At 40.1% G+C, this 19,974-nt stretch carries 16 protein-coding genes and 4 pseudogenes; 5 read left to right on the top strand and 15 right to left on the bottom strand.

Features of this window, described 5'->3' with window-relative positions:
- Nucleotides 1–379: 379 nt before the first annotated feature.
- Nucleotides 380–1,277, bottom strand: a pseudogene (locus PROCOU_RS03465) (YitT family protein).
- Nucleotides 1,278–1,517: 240 nt separating this feature from the next.
- Between PROCOU_RS03465 and trhO the strand changes: the two are divergent.
- Nucleotides 1,518–2,477 carry an oxygen-dependent tRNA uridine(34) hydroxylase TrhO gene (gene trhO / locus PROCOU_RS03460; RefSeq protein ID WP_036069629.1) on the top strand — a complete coding sequence of 320 codons (960 nt, stop codon included), beginning with the start codon at nt 1,518–1,520 and terminating at the stop codon, nt 2,475–2,477.
- 39 nt (nt 2,478–2,516) lie between these two features.
- On the opposite strand, the gene fni is transcribed toward trhO, so the two are convergent.
- From fni to PROCOU_RS03450, 3 genes are read right to left on the bottom strand one after another with little or no spacing between them, the layout of a single operon-like run.
- Nucleotides 2,517–3,572: a type 2 isopentenyl-diphosphate Delta-isomerase gene (gene fni / locus PROCOU_RS03455; protein WP_036069628.1), complete on the bottom strand. Its 1,056-nt coding sequence runs from the start codon at nt 3,570–3,572 to the stop codon at nt 2,517–2,519.
- Nucleotides 3,573–3,608: 36 nt separating this feature from the next.
- Complete coding sequence (locus PROCOU_RS18770) at nt 3,609–3,782, bottom strand: DUF1033 family protein (protein ID WP_279625163.1); 174 nt, start codon at nt 3,780–3,782, stop codon at nt 3,609–3,611.
- On the bottom strand, nt 3,707–3,973 hold the full coding sequence (locus tag PROCOU_RS03450; protein WP_279625162.1) for a DUF1033 family protein: 267 nt from the start codon (nt 3,971–3,973) through the stop codon (nt 3,707–3,709). The genes PROCOU_RS18770 and PROCOU_RS03450 overlap by 76 nt, the downstream gene beginning before the upstream one ends.
- 162 nt (nt 3,974–4,135) lie before the next feature.
- On the opposite strand from PROCOU_RS03450, the gene PROCOU_RS03445 reads away from it, so the two are divergent.
- The 3 genes and pseudogenes from PROCOU_RS03445 (at nt 4,136) to yidC (ending at nt 5,630) form a co-directional block, all read left to right on the top strand.
- Nucleotides 4,136–4,417 (top strand): acylphosphatase, encoded by a 282-nt coding sequence (locus PROCOU_RS03445; RefSeq protein WP_036069626.1) that lies wholly within the window; start codon nt 4,136–4,138, stop codon nt 4,415–4,417.
- A gap of 65 nt (nt 4,418–4,482) precedes the next feature.
- A complete protein-coding gene (locus tag PROCOU_RS03440) occupies nt 4,483–4,761 on the top strand; it encodes a hypothetical protein (RefSeq protein WP_036069625.1) in 279 nt (92 codons plus the stop codon).
- A gap of 43 nt (nt 4,762–4,804) precedes the next feature.
- A pseudogene (gene yidC, locus PROCOU_RS03435) lies at nt 4,805–5,630 on the top strand (membrane protein insertase YidC).
- A gap of 58 nt (nt 5,631–5,688) precedes the next feature.
- Here yidC and PROCOU_RS03430 read toward each other — a convergent pair.
- The 4 genes and pseudogenes from PROCOU_RS03430 to PROCOU_RS03415 form a co-directional block, all read right to left on the bottom strand.
- Nucleotides 5,689–7,182, bottom strand: a complete 1,494-nt coding sequence (locus PROCOU_RS03430) for a HAMP domain-containing sensor histidine kinase (RefSeq protein ID WP_036069624.1) — start codon at nt 7,180–7,182, stop codon at nt 5,689–5,691.
- Complete coding sequence (locus PROCOU_RS03425; protein WP_036069623.1) at nt 7,179–7,862, bottom strand: response regulator transcription factor; 684 nt, start codon at nt 7,860–7,862, stop codon at nt 7,179–7,181. The genes PROCOU_RS03430 and PROCOU_RS03425 overlap by 4 nt, the downstream gene beginning before the upstream one ends.
- Nucleotides 7,863–8,142: 280 nt before the next feature.
- Nucleotides 8,143–9,562 (bottom strand): annotated as a pseudogene (gene gndA, locus PROCOU_RS03420) (NADP-dependent phosphogluconate dehydrogenase).
- Between the two features lie 130 nt (nt 9,563–9,692).
- Nucleotides 9,693–10,778 (bottom strand): M20/M25/M40 family metallo-hydrolase, encoded by a 1,086-nt coding sequence (locus PROCOU_RS03415; protein ID WP_036069621.1) that lies wholly within the window; start codon nt 10,776–10,778, stop codon nt 9,693–9,695.
- 127 nt (nt 10,779–10,905) lie between these two features.
- Here PROCOU_RS03415 and prli42 point away from each other — a divergent pair, with 127 nt between their 5' ends.
- On the top strand, nt 10,906–11,001 hold the full coding sequence (gene prli42 / locus PROCOU_RS17405) for a stressosome-associated protein Prli42 (protein ID WP_133620245.1): 96 nt from the start codon (nt 10,906–10,908) through the stop codon (nt 10,999–11,001).
- A gap of 307 nt (nt 11,002–11,308) precedes the next feature.
- On the opposite strand, the pseudogene PROCOU_RS03410 reads toward prli42, so the two are convergent.
- The 7 genes and pseudogenes from PROCOU_RS03410 to recN form a co-directional block, all read right to left on the bottom strand.
- Nucleotides 11,309–12,569, bottom strand: a pseudogene (locus tag PROCOU_RS03410) (dihydrolipoamide acetyltransferase family protein).
- 13 nt (nt 12,570–12,582) lie between these two features.
- Nucleotides 12,583–13,566, bottom strand: coding sequence for an alpha-ketoacid dehydrogenase subunit beta (locus PROCOU_RS03405; protein WP_036069619.1), 984 nt, complete (start codon nt 13,564–13,566; stop codon nt 12,583–12,585).
- Nucleotides 13,567–13,621: 55 nt separating this feature from the next.
- Nucleotides 13,622–14,608, bottom strand: a complete 987-nt coding sequence (locus PROCOU_RS03400; RefSeq protein WP_036069617.1) for a thiamine pyrophosphate-dependent dehydrogenase E1 component subunit alpha — start codon at nt 14,606–14,608, stop codon at nt 13,622–13,624.
- A 22-nt stretch (nt 14,609–14,630) separates the two neighbouring features.
- A complete protein-coding gene (gene lpdA / locus PROCOU_RS03395) occupies nt 14,631–16,055 on the bottom strand; it encodes a dihydrolipoyl dehydrogenase (RefSeq protein ID WP_036069616.1) in 1,425 nt (474 codons plus the stop codon).
- 2 nt (nt 16,056–16,057) lie between these two features.
- Nucleotides 16,058–17,131 carry a butyrate kinase gene (gene buk / locus PROCOU_RS03390; RefSeq protein ID WP_036069615.1) on the bottom strand — a complete coding sequence of 358 codons (1,074 nt, stop codon included), beginning with the start codon at nt 17,129–17,131 and terminating at the stop codon, nt 16,058–16,060.
- A 118-nt stretch (nt 17,132–17,249) separates the two neighbouring features.
- The gene (locus PROCOU_RS03385) at nt 17,250–18,125 is read right to left on the bottom strand and encodes a phosphate acyltransferase (RefSeq protein ID WP_036069614.1); all 876 of its coding nucleotides are present in this window, start codon (nt 18,123–18,125) and stop codon (nt 17,250–17,252) included.
- Between the two features lie 147 nt (nt 18,126–18,272).
- Nucleotides 18,273–19,970 (bottom strand): DNA repair protein RecN, encoded by a 1,698-nt coding sequence (gene recN / locus PROCOU_RS03380; protein ID WP_036069613.1) that lies wholly within the window; start codon nt 19,968–19,970, stop codon nt 18,273–18,275.
- Nucleotides 19,971–19,974 lie beyond the last annotated feature (4 nt).

Below are 19,974 nucleotides of genomic sequence, written 5' to 3'. Positions count from 1 at the left end.
GAAATAGGCCGATTAGACTGAGTCCGGCTAGTATAACTCCGCTGATTTCAAAGGAGTAAGATTTTGCTGTTTGTTTCTTCTTACGTGTCGTTTTTTTTGCACGAGACGTTTTTTTCTTTGTTTGATTTGTCAAATTTCCCACCCTATCCTCTTTCATATTCTAGAATTATAGCACAGAACGAGAAGATAATCTTCCAACTTTAGTACGAAATACGAAAATATGTTCTTATTTTTATGCTAAAATGATGCGTTTGGGACAAACTCCAGACGAGATAAAAAATCGCCCTACCCACTTTTGGGTAGGGCGAAAATTTTGCTTCATACAAACGCTTGTCGCCGATTTATCTAGGTTATGCCCCAATCGCATCTGTAAAAAGCATTATAGATGTGGCGTTTTTTTTATTCATCAGCTTCCCACCGCGAATCTCGGACATATTATTCCCGACTGCCAGAAATGCGCCAGGGTCGATATCGTCTAAAATAGAGATTAATTTAGGTTCCTCAAAGCGAGAGATAATAACGAAAACTACTTTTTTTATGTCACCAGAATATCCACCAGTAGCATCGATGTAAGTAACCCCTTTACCCAGCTGATCGATGATTTCCGCACCAATTTTTTCATAATGATGGCTTATAATAAAAGCACTTTTCGATTCATCTAGACCGCTAATAACAATATCGATAACTTTATAAGCTAAAAAATATGTGATCAAGGAATACATAGCCCGATCCCAGTTAAAAACAAGACCAGCGACCAAGAAAATAACGATATTGATGGCCATAATAATTTGCCCTGTTGAAAATGGTGATTTTCCATTAATAATAATCGAGACAATTTCTGTGCCGTCAAGCGCCCCACCATTCCGAATCACGATACCGACTCCTAAACCTAACGTTACACCGCCAAATACAGTTGCGAGCAACAGGTCATCTGTCACTGGTTCTAAATCGTGTAAAATGAGTGTTACTACAGACATTACAGCGATTCCATATAGCGTGAAGAGTGCGAAGCTCTTTCCAATTTTACGATAGCCAATAATGAAGAAAGGGAGATTTAAGACGAAAATAAGGACTCCAAGTGGTGCTGGTGTTAACTGTGAAATAATGATGGATACCCCTACGATACCTCCATCTAGAATGCGATTGTTTACTAGGAATAATTCTAGCCCGACTCCCATCAGGATAGCGCCTAGCGTTATGAATAGTATTTTATAAATAAGCCATTTTGTTTTATTGCGCTTTTTAACGAATACATCTTGTACAATTGTTTTTTCCAAAGTTGTTTCTCCTGATTGCAATACGAACCACTCCCATACGTTAATGTTCTCTTTTTTCACTAATATAAATTATATCATACAATGTTAACCGATTACATAATTATTTCATATTTTGAACTATTTTCATGGCAAATTACCGTGTTTCCTCTTGCATCCATAGCCCTAAATATAGTATCATAGACAATGCGCAAACTAGGAAATACACTTTTCCAATAAAATTTGATTAAGGGTGGTTAGAACATGAGCAGCTATCAAGTGTTGTTATATTACAAATACACAACGATTGATAATCCTGAACAATTCGCAGCCGAACATCTCGCTATGTGCAAGGAAATCGGTCTTAAGGGACGGATTTTAGTGGCAGAGGAAGGTATTAATGGCACGGTTTCAGGAACAATAGAGGAAACAGAAAAATATATCGAGGCGATGCATGCAGATACCCGCTTCGCTGATATGGTATTCAAAATTGATGCGGCAGACAAACATGCATTCAAAAAAATGCACGTACGTCCACGCCCAGAAATTGTTTCCCTTTCACTAGAAAATGATGTAAATCCTTTAGAGATTACAGGAAATTATATGGAGCCTAAAGAATTTCGTGAGGCTTTAAAAGATGAAAATACAGTGATTCTAGATGCTAGAAATGACTATGAATTTGATCTCGGTCATTTTCGTGGTGCGGTTCGTCCAGATATTGAAACATTCCGTGATTTGCCTGCTTGGGTGGAAGAAAATCGAGATATGTTTGAAGATAAAAAAGTCGTTACGTATTGTACGGGCGGTATTCGTTGCGAGAAGTTCTCTGGTTGGTTAAAGACAGCTGGTTTTGAAGACGTTTCTCAATTGCATGGTGGTATTGCGACATACGGTAAGGATGAAACGGTAAAAGGTGATCTTTGGGATGGCATGATGTATGTTTTTGATGAGCGTATTGCTGTTCCCATTAACCGTGTGGATCATACGATTGTTGGGAAGGATTACTTCGATGGGACGCCTTGTGAACGTTATATTAATTGTGCGAACCCATATTGTAACAAACAAATTCTCGCTTCTGTGGAGAATGAAGAGAAATATTTACGCAGCTGTTCTCACGAATGCCGGACACATCCTGCGAACTTATATGTAAAAAAACATGCGCTTAGTCCAGAAGATTTGGACGCGCGTTTAGCTGTACTTGAAACAGCAATGACTTCAAAATAATAGGAAAAGGAGCTGTCACCGAGTGGTCACAGCTCCTTTTTATGTGCGGTTGGCCAGATGGTCAATATTGATATGTCTAGTAACAGCAAAATCGCGTAGATTATCTTCGATGATTACTGACTTTCGTGCTAATTCAGGGATGGATTTTGCATTAAGTAGCGTCATGATGCCTTTTAGCTCATTTTTCCAATCGAGTAGTAGTTGGATGGTCTGGTCTGTATTTGTTTTTTTCAGTTGGTGGAGTACAATGCCTGCAATGCCAACCGATTTTGCGCCAAGCGCCAGACATTTTAAAATATCTAGAGGTGTTTTAATGCCACCAGATGCTAGTATTTCCGAAGCGTTATTTTGGCAATCAAGTAAAGATTCAACTGTTGATAAGCCCCAATCTTCTAAAAATTGATATGCTTCGTCTTGTCTTCGGTTTGTTTCGATTTTTGCAAAATTGGTACCGCCTTTTCCACCAATATCGATAGTTTGTGCCCCAATATTTTGTAATTGTTCCAGCAATTCTCGGCTCATTCCGAAACCGACCTCTTTCACAATGACTGGGAATTCTTCGATGGCAATAAGTTTTTCGATAGCCGTTAGCCAGTTGGAAAAATCACGGTCTCCCTCTTTCATAATAATTTCCTGAGCCACATTGATATGTATTTGTAAAGCGTTTGCACCAATCATATCTACGGCTCTTCGGGCATTATCCACCGAATTGTCCGCACTCAAATTCGCAAAGATAGGTCCATCAGGGTTTTCTGCTCGAACGATCTGGTATGAACCAATAAGGTTTGTATCACGTAATGCCGCTGATTGTGATCCGACAGCCATTGCAAGGCCTGTCTCGCGTGCAATAATGGCCAATTGCTGATTGATGAGTTTTGTTTTCGCGCTACCGCCAGTCATTGCATTAATGTAGAAAGGTGCGTCAAATGTTTGTCCCGCGAAATTAGTTTGTAGCGAAACCTCTTTTTTGTGAAAATTAGGCAATCCTTGCGGCATAAACCGAACATGCTGAAATGCCGTCTGGTTTGCATCAAATTGACCGTAAGCCAGTGTAACATGTTCGTCTTTACGTCGTGACCGTTGTTGCTCATCCATTTTTATATCCTCCTTCATCAAAAAGACACCTAAAAATCAGGCGTCCTTTGACAAATCTAGTCTTTTGTTAAAAGAAAAATAAGTTGCCAGCTCGTCTGGTGTTGGTTCATATACGCTTTCATCGACAAGTAATATCAGCCCATGAAATGTTTGAATGTCATCGTCGCACTCCTCGCAATACTGCGTCTCATCTTCTGACCAAGTCGCCAATAATACATTTTTTTTTTCACGGCACTATTCGGATAATTCTCCATTAATTCTGTTGCTAAAACTTGATATTGTGACATCGCATCGCTTTTTTCTGTATACGCAAATGACAATTCAATATCTTTTTTCCAGTCCTCAAAAAACCACCAAGGCTCATACTCGCCCTTCGTCACAATAACTTGAAATTTCGCCATCTTCCAACACCTTACTTTCATTCACTTCATATATGTAAAGCTATTATAGCATAGGGCATCAGAATCTCACTGTAACTTGCTTTGCCTATTGTTTTTTTTGAAAAATTTATCGAAAAAAGGTACACTGAGAGTATTAATAAAAAAGGATAGGTGATTAGACTTATGGCTCTTAAAACCGTTATTATGCGTGTAACTGGAATGGTACAAGGCGTTGGTTTTCGTTATACTACAAAGCATTTGGCCTACAAAATGAACATCAGTGGCATAGTTAAAAATTTACAAGATGGTTCCGTTGAAATTCAAGCAATTGCAGAAGAAGCTGATTTAGAAAAATTTATCGAAGCCGTCAAAAAAGGCCCTTCTCCTTCAGCTCGAATTGGCGAAGTGTATATTTATAAAGATGCTCCTGTTGAGGAACGCAAGACATTTGATATTGAATATTGATTAATATCTGCTTTTCAGATATAGTTAAGGCTGTACTTAATTTCAGTTGGAAGGAGTGACTGCGTGTGTTTGAAACTTTCATTCAAATGGCTTTTGGACCGGAGTATATTTCGTTATACGTTACCTTTTTCATGACGATGGCCGTGCTTAGATATTGGCCAGTTTTAGCTATGGTAAAGCCCACGATGATTTTGCATATGAAGCACCTGTGCATCACGCCACTTCCTGTTATTCCTTGGAAACCCGCAGAGGTGTATCGAGCTAATTTCATTATTGTATGGCTTGTCCAAGCAATCACCCGTTTTTCAAATACAGACGATGCGTATTCGCTGTCTTTTTCCTAGTAATTGATTGGATACGAACTTACTTTTAGGAGGAAATAAGACATTGGAAAAGAAAAATATATTATTACTCATTATGATTGCGACGCTATTCTTTGCGCTAGCAGGCTGTAGCATGGATCCTTCCCAAAATACGGATGGATTCTTCTATGTATACCTTATTAAGCCATTTACCACGGTTATTGAATGGATTGCTACGATATTCGGTGGAAATTATGGCATCGCGATTATCGTTACAACGCTAGCTATTCGCGCTTTTATCATGCCACTTAACTTACGAACTGCAAAAGCACAGATGGGCATGCAGTCTAAAATGGCTATTGCAAAACCAGAAATTGATGAGATTCAAGCGCGGCTAAAACGAGCAACATCTAAAGAGGAACAGCAAAAAATTCAGCAAGAAATGACGGCTATCTATTCCAAATACAACATTAATCCGTTACAAATGGGTTGCTTGCCGCTTCTGATTCAGATGCCTATTTTGATGGCGTTTTATTATGCTATTCGTGGTTCATCTGATATTGCGCATCATGAGTTTCTTTGGTTTAGCTTAGGTAGTCCAGATATGATGATGGCGGTGGTTGCCGGTGCTGTTTATCTATTACAATATTTTGTATCCTTAATCGGTTATACTCCTGAGCAAAAAAAACAGATGAGGGTTATGGGGCTTATCTCACCAATCATGATTCTCTTCGTCTCCTTCTCTGCACCAGCAGCCCTGGGGCTCTATTGGGCGGTTGGCGGATTATTCTTAGCGGGTCAGACACTCTTAACAAAAAAAACTGTACATGAAAAAACATCCAGAAGTTGAAATGATGGAAAAAGAGGAAAGAGCGATTGAGCAAATAGAGAATGAACAAAATAAAAAATAACAGAAAAAGAAAAGGACGTTACCTAATGCATCTTGTGATTATTAGGCAACGTCCTTTTCTATTCATCTTTTTTGGGTTCATCTTTTTGTTCGATTAGTGGCAGAGAGATTGTGATTGTTGTACTAACGCTATCCTCACTTTCCGCCTGGATCGTACCTAGATAGCCACTGACGAGTTCTTTAGCAATTGCAAGGCCGAGTCCATTTCCGCCAACTTCACGACTGCGCGCTTTATCGACACGATAGAAACGGTTGAAAATCTTGTCAATCTCATCTGGAGAAATTCCAACACCGTAATCTTTTATGGACACTTTAATTTGATTCGCCTCTTTATAAATGTGCATATCTACTTGCTTACCATCTCCAGAATATTTCACAGCATTATCTGCAATGATAATTAAAATCTGCTCTAAATGATTATGTTGAATCATTGCGTGGAGATTCTTATTATCCTCTGTCAATGTAAATGCGAAGTCTTCATGCATGACTTCGAAATTGCGTCTTACCTGCTCTAAAACATCATTCACACAAACAAGTTGAAGTTCTTTTGTCTGTGAAATCTGCTCAGCTCTCGATAAATCTAGCATTTCTTGCACTAATTTTTTCATGCGTTCTAATTCTGTTAGCGAGGCATTGAGTGATTCATCTAGGACATCTGGATCACTTTTGCCCCAACGGTTTAGTAGCTTTAGGTGTCCTTCCATAATCTGTACTGGTGTTCTTAGCTCATGAGAAGCATCTTCCACGAACTGTTTCTGTTGTTCAAAACTACGTTCGATTTGCGTCATCATATCATTGAAAACGAGCGTTAATTCACCGATTTCATCCTTTGTGATAACAGTAGGCTCGATTCGTTTTTGGAAACCATTGTTTCGAATATCGTTCATTGTTTTGGCCATTTTTGTTAGTGGATTTAAAAAGTTCTGGGCTAGTAAGTAGCCAAGCATACCGCTAATGAACAAAGCTACAGCACCGAGTAAGAACATCGTTGCCAGTAATTTACCCATCATACTGTTGTAAGATGTCATTGGATTTACAACTTGAATATAACCGATTATTGTCGCATTATCCTCGCTGCTCGTAATTGGCATCTCATACATGACCATTTGTTGACCTTGCACGGTGGGCTTAGATATCGTACCAGTTGGTTGTTTCACCAAATAGCTACTATAATCATATTTTGCATACGCATTATCGTTATATCGCCCAGCTGTGTATTGTTCAATCAGTTTCCCATCTTTATCGTAAAACACCAGAACTTGATCTTCTAGGCGTGATCGTAGCTCTAAATTTTGAGTTACAACAGGTCCGATATTTGTGTTCGTAATATCACTAGCTGAATTAGTCAAACCAGCGTTGCTAATCGCAACTGAGGCTGCTAATGCTGCTGATTTCACTGTTGAGTCTTTTTCATCTAAAAGCATGCTACCAATACCTTGATAAATGGCAAAAGAAAAGAGAAAAAACGTTAAAAAGATAGCCGCACTTGCTCCGAAAGTCCACTTAAATTTCAGAGAGCGACTTTTTAAAGAAAATGTGTTTGGTGTTGTCATGTACGCATCACATATCCCGTGCCGCGCACTGTCTGGATGTAGCTTTCATCGTCATCCTTATTATCGATTTTATTGCGTAAATAGCGTACATACACGTCTACAACGTTTGTCTCTACCTCTGTTTCATAACCCCATACTTTGTTTAAAAGTACTTCACGCGTCAATACGATATTGATATTTTCCATTAAGGTTAGCAATAATTCGTATTCACGTTTGGTTAAATCGATAATATCTTCCCCACGCTTCACGATGCGACTTTCTTTCTCAACAACGATATCACGGTATTCTAGCGTTGTTTGTTTTGTTTCGTTTTCGCTCGTTTCAATGCGACGAAGCAGGGCACGAAGACGCGCCAATAATTCTTCAATCGCGAACGGTTTTACGATATAATCATCAGCACCATGATCAAGGCCAGAAACACGATCAATAACAGAATCACGAGCAGTAATCATAATAATCGGTGTTTCTTTGACTTGGCGAACGCGCCGACATACTTCTACACCATTTAGTTGCGGCAACATTAAATCAAGTAGGATTGCATCCCATTCTTCGGTAATCGCAAGTTCAAGTCCTGCACGCCCATCGTTAGCTACCGCTGTTTCATATCCTTCATGTTGCAGTTCCAGTTCTATAAAGCGAGCTAAATTTTTTTCGTCTTCTACAATAAGTATTCTATTCATCAACTATCCCCACCTTCAAAAACCAGATATCTTCCTATTACTATTGTAACTAAAATTACGGCAAAAACAACTAATAACAGTCTATATAGGGAATTTATATATGTAAATTCATAAAAGGATGCATTTTCACATCATTTTGTTATGTTAAACCAAAAAGAACGATGGGTTATCTTCAGCTATGAAGACAAACTATCGTTCTTTTTGGTGCTAGATTTGACTGACACCCAAAAATCAAGCGTTTAGCTCTGATTTTCGAGTCCAACCAGCCGTTTAAGCACTTTTATTCATCAATTTCTGGCCATTCCGTATGGTACGTTCCGGCTTTGTCAACGCGTTCGTACGTATGTGCACCGAAGTAGTCGCGTTGGGCTTGGATTAAGTTTGCTGATAGTACTTCTGAACGATAGCTATCGTAATAACTAATCGCTGCAGTGAAGGTTGGTACTGGAATTCCCGCTTTTACAGATTCAGCAACAACTTCACGCAATGCATCTTGGTAGTTATGTGCGATATCTTTGAAATATGGATCTAACAATAAATTATTTAAGTTCTTATCGTTATTATACGCATCTGTGATTTTTTGTAGGAAACGAGCGCGAATAATACAACCAGCGCGGAAGATTTTAGCGATTTCGCCATATTGTAAATCCCATTCATATTCATCTGATGCTGCTTTCATTTGTGCAAAACCTTGTGCGTAGGATGCGATTTTACTGAAATATAGCGCACGGCGTACAGATTCTACAAAAGCTTTTTTTGTCACCGTTGAAAGAGTAATTGTTTGGACCACTTAAAACAGTGCTTGCATGAACGCGCTCGTCTTTCAATGCTGAAATGTAGCGTGCAAATACGGATTCTGTGATAAGAGAAAGCGGTACACCTAAGTCTAGTGCACTTTGACTTGTCCACTTACCTGTCCCTTTTTGCCCTGCTTTGTCAAGAATCACATCAACAATTGGCTTCCCTGTTTCAGGATCTTTTGTTTTCACAATATTTTTTGTGATTTGAATTAAGTAGCTGTCAAGTTCGCCATCATTCCATTCTGTGAATACATCAGCGAGCTCATCATTTGTCAAGCCACCAATTTGTTTAAGAATTGTGTAGGCCTCTGCAATCAATTGCATATCTCCATATTCAATCCCGTTATGCACCATTTTTACATAGTGTCCAGCACCATCAGGGCCGATATAAGTTACACAAGGCTCGCCATCCGCTACAGCTGCAATCTCTTGCAAAATTGGAGCGACTAAATCATAGGCTTTGCGTTGACCCCCAGGCATGATTGAAGGGCCTTTTAACGCGCCTTCTTCCCCACCAGAAACACCAGTTCCGATAAAATTAAAACCTTCTTCGCTAAGTGTTTTGTTGCGGCGAATTGTATCTTTAAAGAACGTATTTCCACCATCAATCAAAATATCACCTTCGCTCAGGAAAGGTTTGACTGCATCAATCATCATATCAGTCGCTGCACCTGCTTGTACCATTAAAAGAATACGACGAGGTACCTCAATGGAGTTAACAAACTCCTCTAAATTATACGTAGGAACCAATTTTTTGTCACTATGTGCTTCTGCGACTGTTTTCGTTTTCTCGCTAGAGCGATTAAAAATCGATACACTATAACCGCGACTTTCAATATTTAAGGCCAAGTTGCGACCCATTACGCCCATTCCGATAACGCCAATTTCTTGTTTTGCCATTTTTCACATTCGTCCCTTCTCATTCGAGTCATTCGTTATAATGAATGCTGCCATTTTCTCAACACTAATAACTATATCAAAACTTTGGTGCTACGGCAACGAAACAAACCCGAATTTAGCGAATTTATTGTTAGTTTGCCGTAATTTTTATAATTTCCAGAATAAGTTTGGTAAGCTTATCAAGTTCTGTACTGGCGATTCGCTCACTAGTCGTGTGTGGGTTTTCAAAACCAGCTGAAAGGACAATGAAGGGAATCCCACGATCATTAAAGACATTGGCGTCCGTTCCTCCCTCCAGTTTAAGCCTTTTTGGTGTGATTTCAAGGGCTTGCATAGCTTTGGAAGCGATTTTGTAGACATGGTTTTTTTCGGTAAGGCTGAAATAGTGATAGCTCATATGCGTCACATCTTGCACATCGGCCTTATATGTAACGCCAGTTTCAATGAATATTTGTTTGATCTGATCGACATATAGCAAACAGTTTTTAAGTGGGGAATCCGCGGAAAATTCAGAGAGAATCGTTACTTTCTCATTTCCATTCTCTAAGATTTCACCACCAAAATGATAAACTTGCCATGCTATTCCATCTCTAAATGCCAAGTTTTTGTGGATTTTTTTCATTGCATCACGTGCAATTTGAATGGCTGATTTTTCATGCGGCATTGCGACTTCAATCCAAAAATCAAGTTGCAAATGGGTTTTACTCGTATGAATTATGCCACCGACCGATCCAGGAGCGTCGAGGCAGTAGCCGAATGTGGCATCGACAAGGTCGAGATCGAATAATTTAGCACCAATTAAACCCTCTTCTTCTTTGGTAGTGAAAATAAATTCCACTTGACCATGTGGTTCAGCATTTTTTGAGAGATATTTAGCAACTGCTAGCATAGCGGCAACCCCAGCTTTGTCATCAGCTCCTAAAAGAGCGCGGTTTGCTGTTTCGATATAGCCGTTTGTAATAATTACTTCTGGTGGGTCGACTGATGTAGCTGTATCTAAGTGAGCTGAGAAGGCAATGACCGGAGTTTGTTCTAATTCTTGGTTTGTTGCTGGTATTGTTGCAACGAGACCAGCTTGCTGCTTACTAGTTTTCACTTCTATGCCGATTTTTTTGAAAAAGGTTTGGATATGTGCCATGATTTCCTGTTCTTGGCCGGATTTTGACGGAATCGCAACCAACTCTAGAAAAAGTTCTTGTACATGAGCTTGAGTCATGCTATTCACCTCCGTCTGTTTCCTTGAAAAATATTAGCTAAATCCTACTAATTTCACTTGAAATTCTAACATAAAGTAAGTATGATAAAGGTAACGTGATTTTATTTGGAAGGAGTCATCTTATTTTATGTCTAACAAAAAAGTTGCTAAAGTTATCGTTATTCTGATGCTTATTGCGATTGTAGCGTCTTCTGTTTTAACTGGGGTTTTGATGTTCCTATAATGTATGATTGAATATGCGTTTAGAAACCACATTTATATGTGGTTTTTTTTGTACGGTCACTGAAGTCTAGCTAAGTTATGTTAAGATACTGAGATTTTTTCAGATTAACTGTTAGTGCTTATATTGAAGATTCTAATTCAGCGAAGAACTCCAACAAAAAAGAGCGATAGCGTATTTAAACGTACCACTCAAGACATCTAGGGAGTTTAGGGGTATGGATCTAGATGTATTATTTTTATACCCGCTGGACATTTTGTTAAACCTTGGGTATTTTAGTTTGTTTTCCCCTATTCTCCCCTATTTATTTTCAGTAGATTGGTGTATTGTCTTTCGTGATGGCTTCAATATTTTCTTTCACTTTGCTAAGGAATCTACCGGCTACTAGGCCATCCAAAATGCGATGATCGATTGATAAACAGAGGTTTACCATGTTACGAATCGCAATCATATCATCAATGACAACTGGACGCTTGACGATGGATTCTACTTGCAAAATTGCAGCTTGTGGATGATTAATAATTCCCATGGATTGTACGGAACCAAACGATCCAGTACTATTGACGGTAAACGTTCCACCTGACATGTCATCTTGTGTCAGTTTTCCAGTGCGCGCTTTTGCTGCTAGTTCAGTGATTTCGCGAGCTATCCCTTTAATTGATTTCTCATCAGCGTTTTTGATGACTGGCACAAAAAGGTGATTATCAGTTGCAACGGCGATTGAAATATTGATATCTGCGCGTTCAATGATTGTATCACCAGCCCATGTACTGTTTAAAATTGGATATTCTTTCAAGGCCTGCGCGACCGCTTTCACGAAAAATGCAAAATAAGTCAACGAGAAGCCTTCTTCGGCTTTAAATTTATTTTTAAGTGCATCTCGATGGCGTACTAAACCTGTGGCATCTGCTTCTACCATCATCCAAGCATGAGGTATCTCGTGTTTGCTCGATACCATATGTTTAGCAATCGCTTTTCTGATACCATCTACTGGAATTTCACGGTCACCATTTCTACTTGTTGGTATTGGCGCAACAGATTGCTGTTTAGAGGCAATTTTTGGCTCTTCTGGAAGTGATTTAGGCGCGACTGGTGCACCATTTTCTACATAAGCAAGAACGTCTTTTCGTGTAATTCGCCCATCTCTTCCTGTACCACTAACATTGCTTAAATCAATACCATGCTCTGCGGCTAATGTTAACACAGCTGGTGAAAATCGACCTGTCGCTGGGCTTTTTTTTAGTAGTAGCTTTTTTCGGTTCACTTGGAGCTGATTCTGATTTGGTTGTTTCAACTGTTGCTGTAGCTTCCTGGGGCTCTGCATCGCCTGCTTCTGTCTCTAAAATACAAATAACGGCGCCAACATCAAGCGTCTCATCTTCTTGCGCAATCAATTCTTTAATTGTTCCAGTAAAGGATGACGGGATTTCGGCAGTCACTTTATCGGTCAGTACCTCTGCTAAGGCATCATATTTATTGACGTGATCTCCAGGGGCGACTAACCATTGACTAATCGTACCCTCTGTTACGCTTTCACCAAGCTGTGGCATTGTAATTTGTTCAAGTGCCATGTTTTTCACTCCTTTAAAATTCCGCTAAATCACGCATCGCTTTTTCTACTTTATCAGGGTTAATCATGAAATATTTCTCCATCGTTGGAGCAAAAGGCATTGCAGGTGTGTCTGGCCCAGCTAAGCGCTTGATTGGTGCATCTAAATCAAATAAACAGTGCTCTGCAATCGTTGCTGCGACTTCACCGATAATGCTTCCTTCTTTATTATCTTCTGTAACGAGGAGGACTTTCCCGGTTTTCTTGGCTGCTTCGATAATCGCCTCTTTATCTAAAGGATAAATTGTTCTTAAATCTAAAATTTCAGCTTCAATGCCATCGCTTGCCAATTTTTCAGCGGCTTGTTGGGCAAAGTGAACGGCTAATCCGTAAGTGATAACCGTCAAATCATCACCTTCGCGAACTATACTTGCTTTTCCAATCGGCACAGTGTAATCTGTCTCAGGTACCTCCCCTTTAATAAGCCGGTAAGCGCGTTTGTGCTCTAAAAATAAAACGGGGTCATTATCGCGAATTGCCGCTTTTAAAAGTCCTTTTGCATCATAAGGGCTTGATGGCATCACAATTTTTAGACCGGGTTGTCCTGAGAAAACTTTCTCGATTGACTGCGAGTGGTAAAGGGCACCATGTACGCCACCACCATAAGGCGCACGAAAAACAATCGGGCAACTCCAATCATTATTGGAACGATAGCGAATGCGTGATGCTTCGGAAATAATTTGATTTACAGCAGGCATAATAAAATCAGCGAATTGCATTTCTGCAACTGGACGCATACCGTACATCGCTGCACCAATTCCGACACCAGCAATTGCGGATTCAGCTAATGGTGTATCTAAAACGCGGTTTTCGCCAAATTGGTCATAAAGTCCAGCAGTAGCTTTAAATACACCGCCCTTTTTTCCAACATCTTCTCCTAAAATAAATACATTCTCATCGCGCTCCATCTCTTCACGAAGCGCAGCCGTAATGGCATCAATATATGAAATGACAGGCATTTTTATTCCTCCTAATTCGAAAGGGTCAATTGTTGCCCTAACGTAAATAAACCTCTTATTGTTCTTCGTAAACGTGTAGTAGTGCGGATTCGGGGTCTGCATAACTTGCAGCTTCTGCATAGTCCGTAGCTTCATTGACTTGTGCCATTACTTCTTTTTCGAAAACCTCTTTTTTCGCATCATCTAGCAATCCGAGCTCTTCTAATTCTTTCATGTAGATAAGGAGTGGATCGCGTTCTTTCGCTTTGTTTACTTCTTCTAGTGTCCGATAACTTCTGTCATCATCGTCTGAGGAATGAGGTGTAAAGCGGTATGTCATCGTTTCAATCAATGTGGGCCCTTCTCCTCGCCGCGCGCGATCGGCAGCTTCCTTGAATGCTAAATAAACCTCTGTCATATTTGTACCATCAACACGAACCCCAGGAATTCCATAACCAAGTGCGCGATCAGAAAGTTTTTCAGCTGCATATTGTTTCTCTACCGGAACAGAAATTGCGTATTGGTTATTATGAATCACGAAAACAACGGGTAATTTATGGACACTTGCAAAGTTGATACCTTCGTGAAAATCACCTTGGTTGGAAGATCCTTCACCAGTTGATGTGTAAGCTATGATTGGGTCTTTTTTCATTTTAGCTGCGAGTCCGATTCCTGCTGCATGCGGAAATTGTGTTGTTACTGGCGAACTTTGTGTTACGATTCGATTCGATTTTTGACCAAAGTGGGCGGGCATTTGACGTCCTCCAGAGTTTGGGTCTTCTGCTTTTGCAAAGGCGCTGAGCATGATATCGCGCGCCGTCATGCCAAATGAAAGGACAACAGCCAAGTCGCGATAATAAGGCAAACAATAATCTTTCTCTAAATCAAATGCAAAAGCAGCACCAATTTGAGCGATTTCTTGTCCTTGTCCGGATATTGTGAACGGTATTTTCCCGGAGCGATTGAGGAGCCATAAACGCTCATCAATCCGTCTAGTTAACAGTAATTTTTTGTACATTTCTAATAAGGTTTCATCTGATAACCCTGTTTCTCTTAATCCCATTTTCAAATTTCCTCCTTATTTGTTATCCATGAATTGCCAAGCCATCCACTGCTAGCGAGGCCTCTCCAAATGCTTCTGCAAGTGTTGGATGCGGATGAATCGTACTGCCAATTTCAAATGGTGTCGCATCTAATACGTGTGCTAGCGCGGCTTCGGAAATCATATCTGTAACATGTGGTCCAATCATGAAAACACCTAGTAAGTCGTTTGTTTTCTTATCCGCTACTACTTTGATAAACCCTTCTGACTCACCGTATACAAGCGCTTTTCCAATGCCTCGGAAGAAGAATTTCCCGGTCTTTACTTCAAAACCTTGTTCTTTTGCTTGCTCTTCTGTAATACCAACGCTTGCAATTTCTGGTGATGTATACGTACAGCGGGGCACATGGTTGTAATTAATTGCTGGCTGCGGATGGCCACTAATATCTTCGGCTGCAATAATTCCTTCTTCCATCGCGACATGAGCTAGTTGCATACCGCCAATACAATCTCCAACCGCATAAATATGACTTTCTTTCGTTTGGAAATTACTCGCGACTTGGATAACTCCGTTTTTGATAATGATATCCGTGTTCTCTAAGCCAATATTATTGATGTTTGCATCTCTGCCTACAGAAACAAATATTTTAGAAGCTGTGAAAGTTTGCTCCTTTCCTTTGACAAGCGCGGTTATTTCTAAGCCATCTGCTGTTTTTTTGTACGTATCTGCTTGGACCTCAGCACTCGTTATGATATTTATCTTTTTCTTTTTGTATAGTCGGTGTAATTCTTTTGAGATATCTTTATCTTCGGTTGGTAAAATGCGATCATTATATTCGATAACAGTAACTTCTACACCAAAATCATGTAGCATCGAAGCCCATTCCATTCCTATAACGCCACCACCAACGATGATAATAGATTCTGGTAGTGAATCTAATTGCAAAGCTCCATCAGAGGACAGCACGAACTCTTCATCAAATGCTAAGCCTTTAAGCGCTCGGGGTTTCGATCCAGTCGCGATAATCAAGTTTTTCGGGATAAGCATCTCATTTTCACTGCCATCTGCAAATTCTACAGAAATCGTTCCTGCGGTCGGCGAAAAAATGGATGGTCCAAGAATGGTACCCTTGCCTTCAAATAAATCAATCTTGCCTTTTTTGAAAAGCTGCTGAATGCCGCTTTCCAATTGGTCAACGATACTTTGCTTACGTTCTTGTGCTTTTATAAAGCTAAAAGTTGGTTCAGGAGTTTCAATGCCAAATTCCGCTGCTTTTCTTACTGTTTGCAATACTTCAGCTGAACGTAGTAGCGCTTTACTTGGGATGCAACCACGATGCAAACAAGTGCCGCCAAGCTTATCTTGTTCGACAACGGCTACAGTTAATCCTTTTTGCGCGGCACGAATCGCGGCAACATAACCACCCGTTCCACCTCCCAATACTACTACATCATACTCTTTTGCCATTTCTATTCCTCCCCTTGGTAAATTTTCGCTTTTTCTATTCCTTGTAAAATTCGCTGTGCCCCTTTGTTAAGGGCGGCCATTTCGTCCTCACCAGGCTCCGTCATAATCGGTGCTATCCAGTGAACATATTGGCTAATTTCTTTGATAAACTGGCTACTTCTTGCTAAACCACCAGTTAACACAATTGCAGCTATCTGGCCTTTTAGAACTGCAGCATGCGAACCAATTTCTTTTGCTACTTGATAGGCCATCGCTTTAAATAATTCTAGTGCTTCTTTGTCACCATCTTGTATTTGCCGCTCGATGTCACGCAAATCATTTGTTCCTTTATACGAAACGAGACCACCACGACCGACAATTTCGTTATGTAAGCTTGCTTTTGTGGTTTCTCCCGAAAATGCCCAATCAAGAAAACTCGCCATGGGGAGTGAACCAGATCGTTCGGGACTCATTGGACCGTCACCATCTAGCGCATTGTTGACATCGATAACACGTCCCATTTGATGAGAACCTACTGAGATGCCACCACCTAGATGTGCCACGATAAAGTTCGATTCTTCATACGGTTTGTTGAGCTTATTCGCGACATTTCGAGCCACTGCTTTATGATTCAACGCATGAAAAATACTTTGCCGCTCGATATGGGCGTTTCCGGAAATTCGTGCGACAGGCTCTAATTCATCGACAACAACTGGATCTACGATATACGCAGCAATTCCATAGTCATCCGCGATTTTGCGAGCTAGCAACCCACCTAAATTCGAAGCGTGCTGACCAGAGATACCAATCTCTAAGTCCCGCTCCATTGCTTCATTCACATTATATGTTCCACCAGCCATTGGTCGTAAAAGTCCACCACGGCCAACAACTGCTGCTAGTTCTGTAATATCTATTTTTGCAATTGTTTCTTTGATCAGTGTATAGCGAAACTCAAATTGTGCCATCACACTTTCAAATTGCGCAATCGTCTCCCTTGGATGTGATATTTCTTCTGCTAAAATCGCTGTTTCATCTCGAAATAAAGCGACCTTTGTCGATGTTGAGCCTGGATTAATTGCCAAAACCAGAAATGCCATGTTTTTACCCCCATGTGAATCATGATATCCTTCTCTGAACCATTGTAACACGGGCTTATCACAAACTTAAAAAGCTTTGCACCCCAATGCTTGAAATCGTTTTATTCAAAGTTTTGTATCATTTTCCGATCATTCCAACAGTTAGCATTAATGAAGCAAGTTTGTTATCAGCTGAATCGCTTCTAGATGCTATTATAATGGGGACTTTTACGCCAGCGATAATACCGCCAACTCTAGCCTCTGCAAAGTAAACGAGCGATTTATACAAAATATTTCCCGCTTCAATTGATGGTACAATTAAAATATCTGCATCTCCAGCCACATCACCAACGATGTTTTTGTGTAACGCAGCTGTTTTGGAAATAGCATTGTCAAACGCAAGCGGTCCTTCAACGGATGCACCACTATCAGGAAATGCTTTGAAATAAGCTGCAACTTGAGCTGCTTGCACAGAAGATTGCATTTTAGGGTTTTCTTTTTCCACAGCGCTCAATATTGCGACTTTTGGTTTTTCGATGCCAAGTTTGCGTGCTACTTCAATGGCATTATGTGTAATTTGAATTTGTTCTTTTTCGGTTGGAGCAATGTTCATCGCCACATCAGAAACGATTAATGGTTTGCCATACGCGGGAATTTCAAATACAGAAACGTGTGATAATAAGTCTTTCTCTCGCAACTGATATTCGCGCTTCAATACCGTTTTTAAAATAAGGGCTGTTGGCAAGTTTCCCTTCATGAGCACATCGGCTTCTTTATTTACTACAGCCTCAGCCGCTTTCTCAGCGGCTTCTTGCTCGGTTTTTGTCGCGATAATCCGAATGTTCGGCGACTGCAAGGGGATGAATTCCGCGCGGCCAAATAATAAAAAATCAGCAATACCGAGTTCTAGTGCTTGTTCTACTACGTCTAAAATAACCGAATCATCGGCACCAGCAATTGCAATGGTAACCTTTTCCTTAGGTTTTGCCGGATTGAATATAGATTTTTTTGTCATAAAAAGCCTCCTAATTTGCGATTTTTTACAGAAAAAAACCTACATCTCAAATTAGTAGTTGTTTTTATGACCAGGTAATAAAAACGCTACCTCATCATTGTAAGCAAATTTCTTTTGAGATGCAAGCTATTTCATTCATTTTTTAGATTATGCCTGCTTTTGCGATTTGATTTTCATCGCTTGTGTCAGCATTTCATTGGCATGTTGTTTTGTCACATCGGTTACTTCAATGCCAGCAATCATGCGACTAATTTCCTCGATTTTTTCATCACCAGAAAGCGGTGTAACGGATGTGACTGTTCGTTTTCCAGTTGTTGCTTTGGAAATGTAGAAATGGTTATCAGCCATCGCAGCAACTTGCGGTAAGTGAGAAATACAAAGTACTTGTGAACCAATCGCCACAGCATATATTTTCTCGGCAATTGCTTGGGCCACACGTCCACTAACTCCCGTATCAACCTCATCGAAAATAATCGAAGTAATGCCTTGATGGCGTGAAAAAATGGTTTTAAGTGCCAGCATCATACGCGAAAGTTCCCCACCAGATGCCACTTTGGAGAGGGCTTTTAGCGGTTCGCCTGGGTTGGTACTCATATAAAATGCGACTTTGTCAACACCATTTTCTGTGAATTCACTTGTTTGTGTTGTGAAATTGACTTGGAAAATCGCCTTTTCCATATACAGTTGGTTTAGTTCATTTTTGATTTGTTTTCCTAGTCGGATGGCTGCTTTTTGACGAATCGCGGTTAATTTGGAAGCAAGTACGCTCAGTCTATCTTTCGCACTTTCCAAATCTTGCTCAAGTTGGTCTAAATGAGTTTCTTGATCTGATAACTCCAGGATTTCCTGATCAATTTCCTCATTGTACTGAATAATTGCTTCAACAGTCTTGCCATATTTACGTTTTAGTTGGCTTAATTCATTAAGTCGCGTTTCGATTGTATCTAATTCATCTGGCTGGAATTCTAAATTATCTAACTCTTGCCTAATTTGCATTGCGCTTTCTTCAAGTAAATAAAAACTAGATGCTACGGATTCACTAAGCGATTTGTATTCTGATAAAATATCACTTGCCGTTGCCACATATCGCATTGCTTCTGAGATGAATTCTAGGCCACGCTCTTCACCTTGAAGCGCCGCATAAGCACTCTGCAGATTCTCGTTAATCTTCTCGAAATTTGCAAGGACATGCTTCTGTTCCATCAAGCCCTCTTCTTCGCCTAAACGCAGATTAGCACTTGTGATTTCATCTTGTTGAAAACGAAGCATATCGAGTCGCTGCGCTAGCTCTTGTTCATTTTTAGTCCAGTTCTGCCATTTTGATTTCATTTCTGTATAAGCAATGTATTCCGTTTGATAACGCACCAAAGTTGGCTCAATATCCTTCCAAGCAAATCGATCCAGCAACTGTAAATGAAACTCATCATTCATTAATTCCTGATGCTCGTGTTGGCTGTGGATATCAATAAGTCGCGAACCAATTTCACGTAAAACGACAGTTGTCGCAAGTTTCCCGTTAATTCGGCACGTATTTTTACCACTTTGAAAAAGAATACGTTCTAGAACAACCATGCCGTCACTTGCGTCAATACCATTATGTTCAAGCGCTTCAAGACAGCCTTTATTTTGTGAATTAACCGTAAATAGACCTTGAATTTCCAGCTTATCTTCTCCGTGTCTAATAAAATCAACGGAACCTCTGCCACCAACAAGAAGACCGAGCGCATCAATTATAATCGATTTCCCCGCGCCGGTCTCCCCAGTTAGAACAGTCATACCTTCTTGAAAAGATAGATTTAAAGATTCGATGATAGCAAAATTTCTAATTGTTAGTTCTTGTAACAAATCT

Source organism: Listeria rocourtiae FSL F6-920, assembly GCF_000525975.1.
In the GTDB taxonomy this organism is placed as follows: Bacteria; Bacillota; Bacilli; order Lactobacillales; family Listeriaceae; genus Listeria_A; species Listeria_A rocourtiae.
The sequence above is the reverse complement of the archived record's forward strand: the minus strand, read 5'-3'. Positions and strand labels throughout refer to the sequence as shown.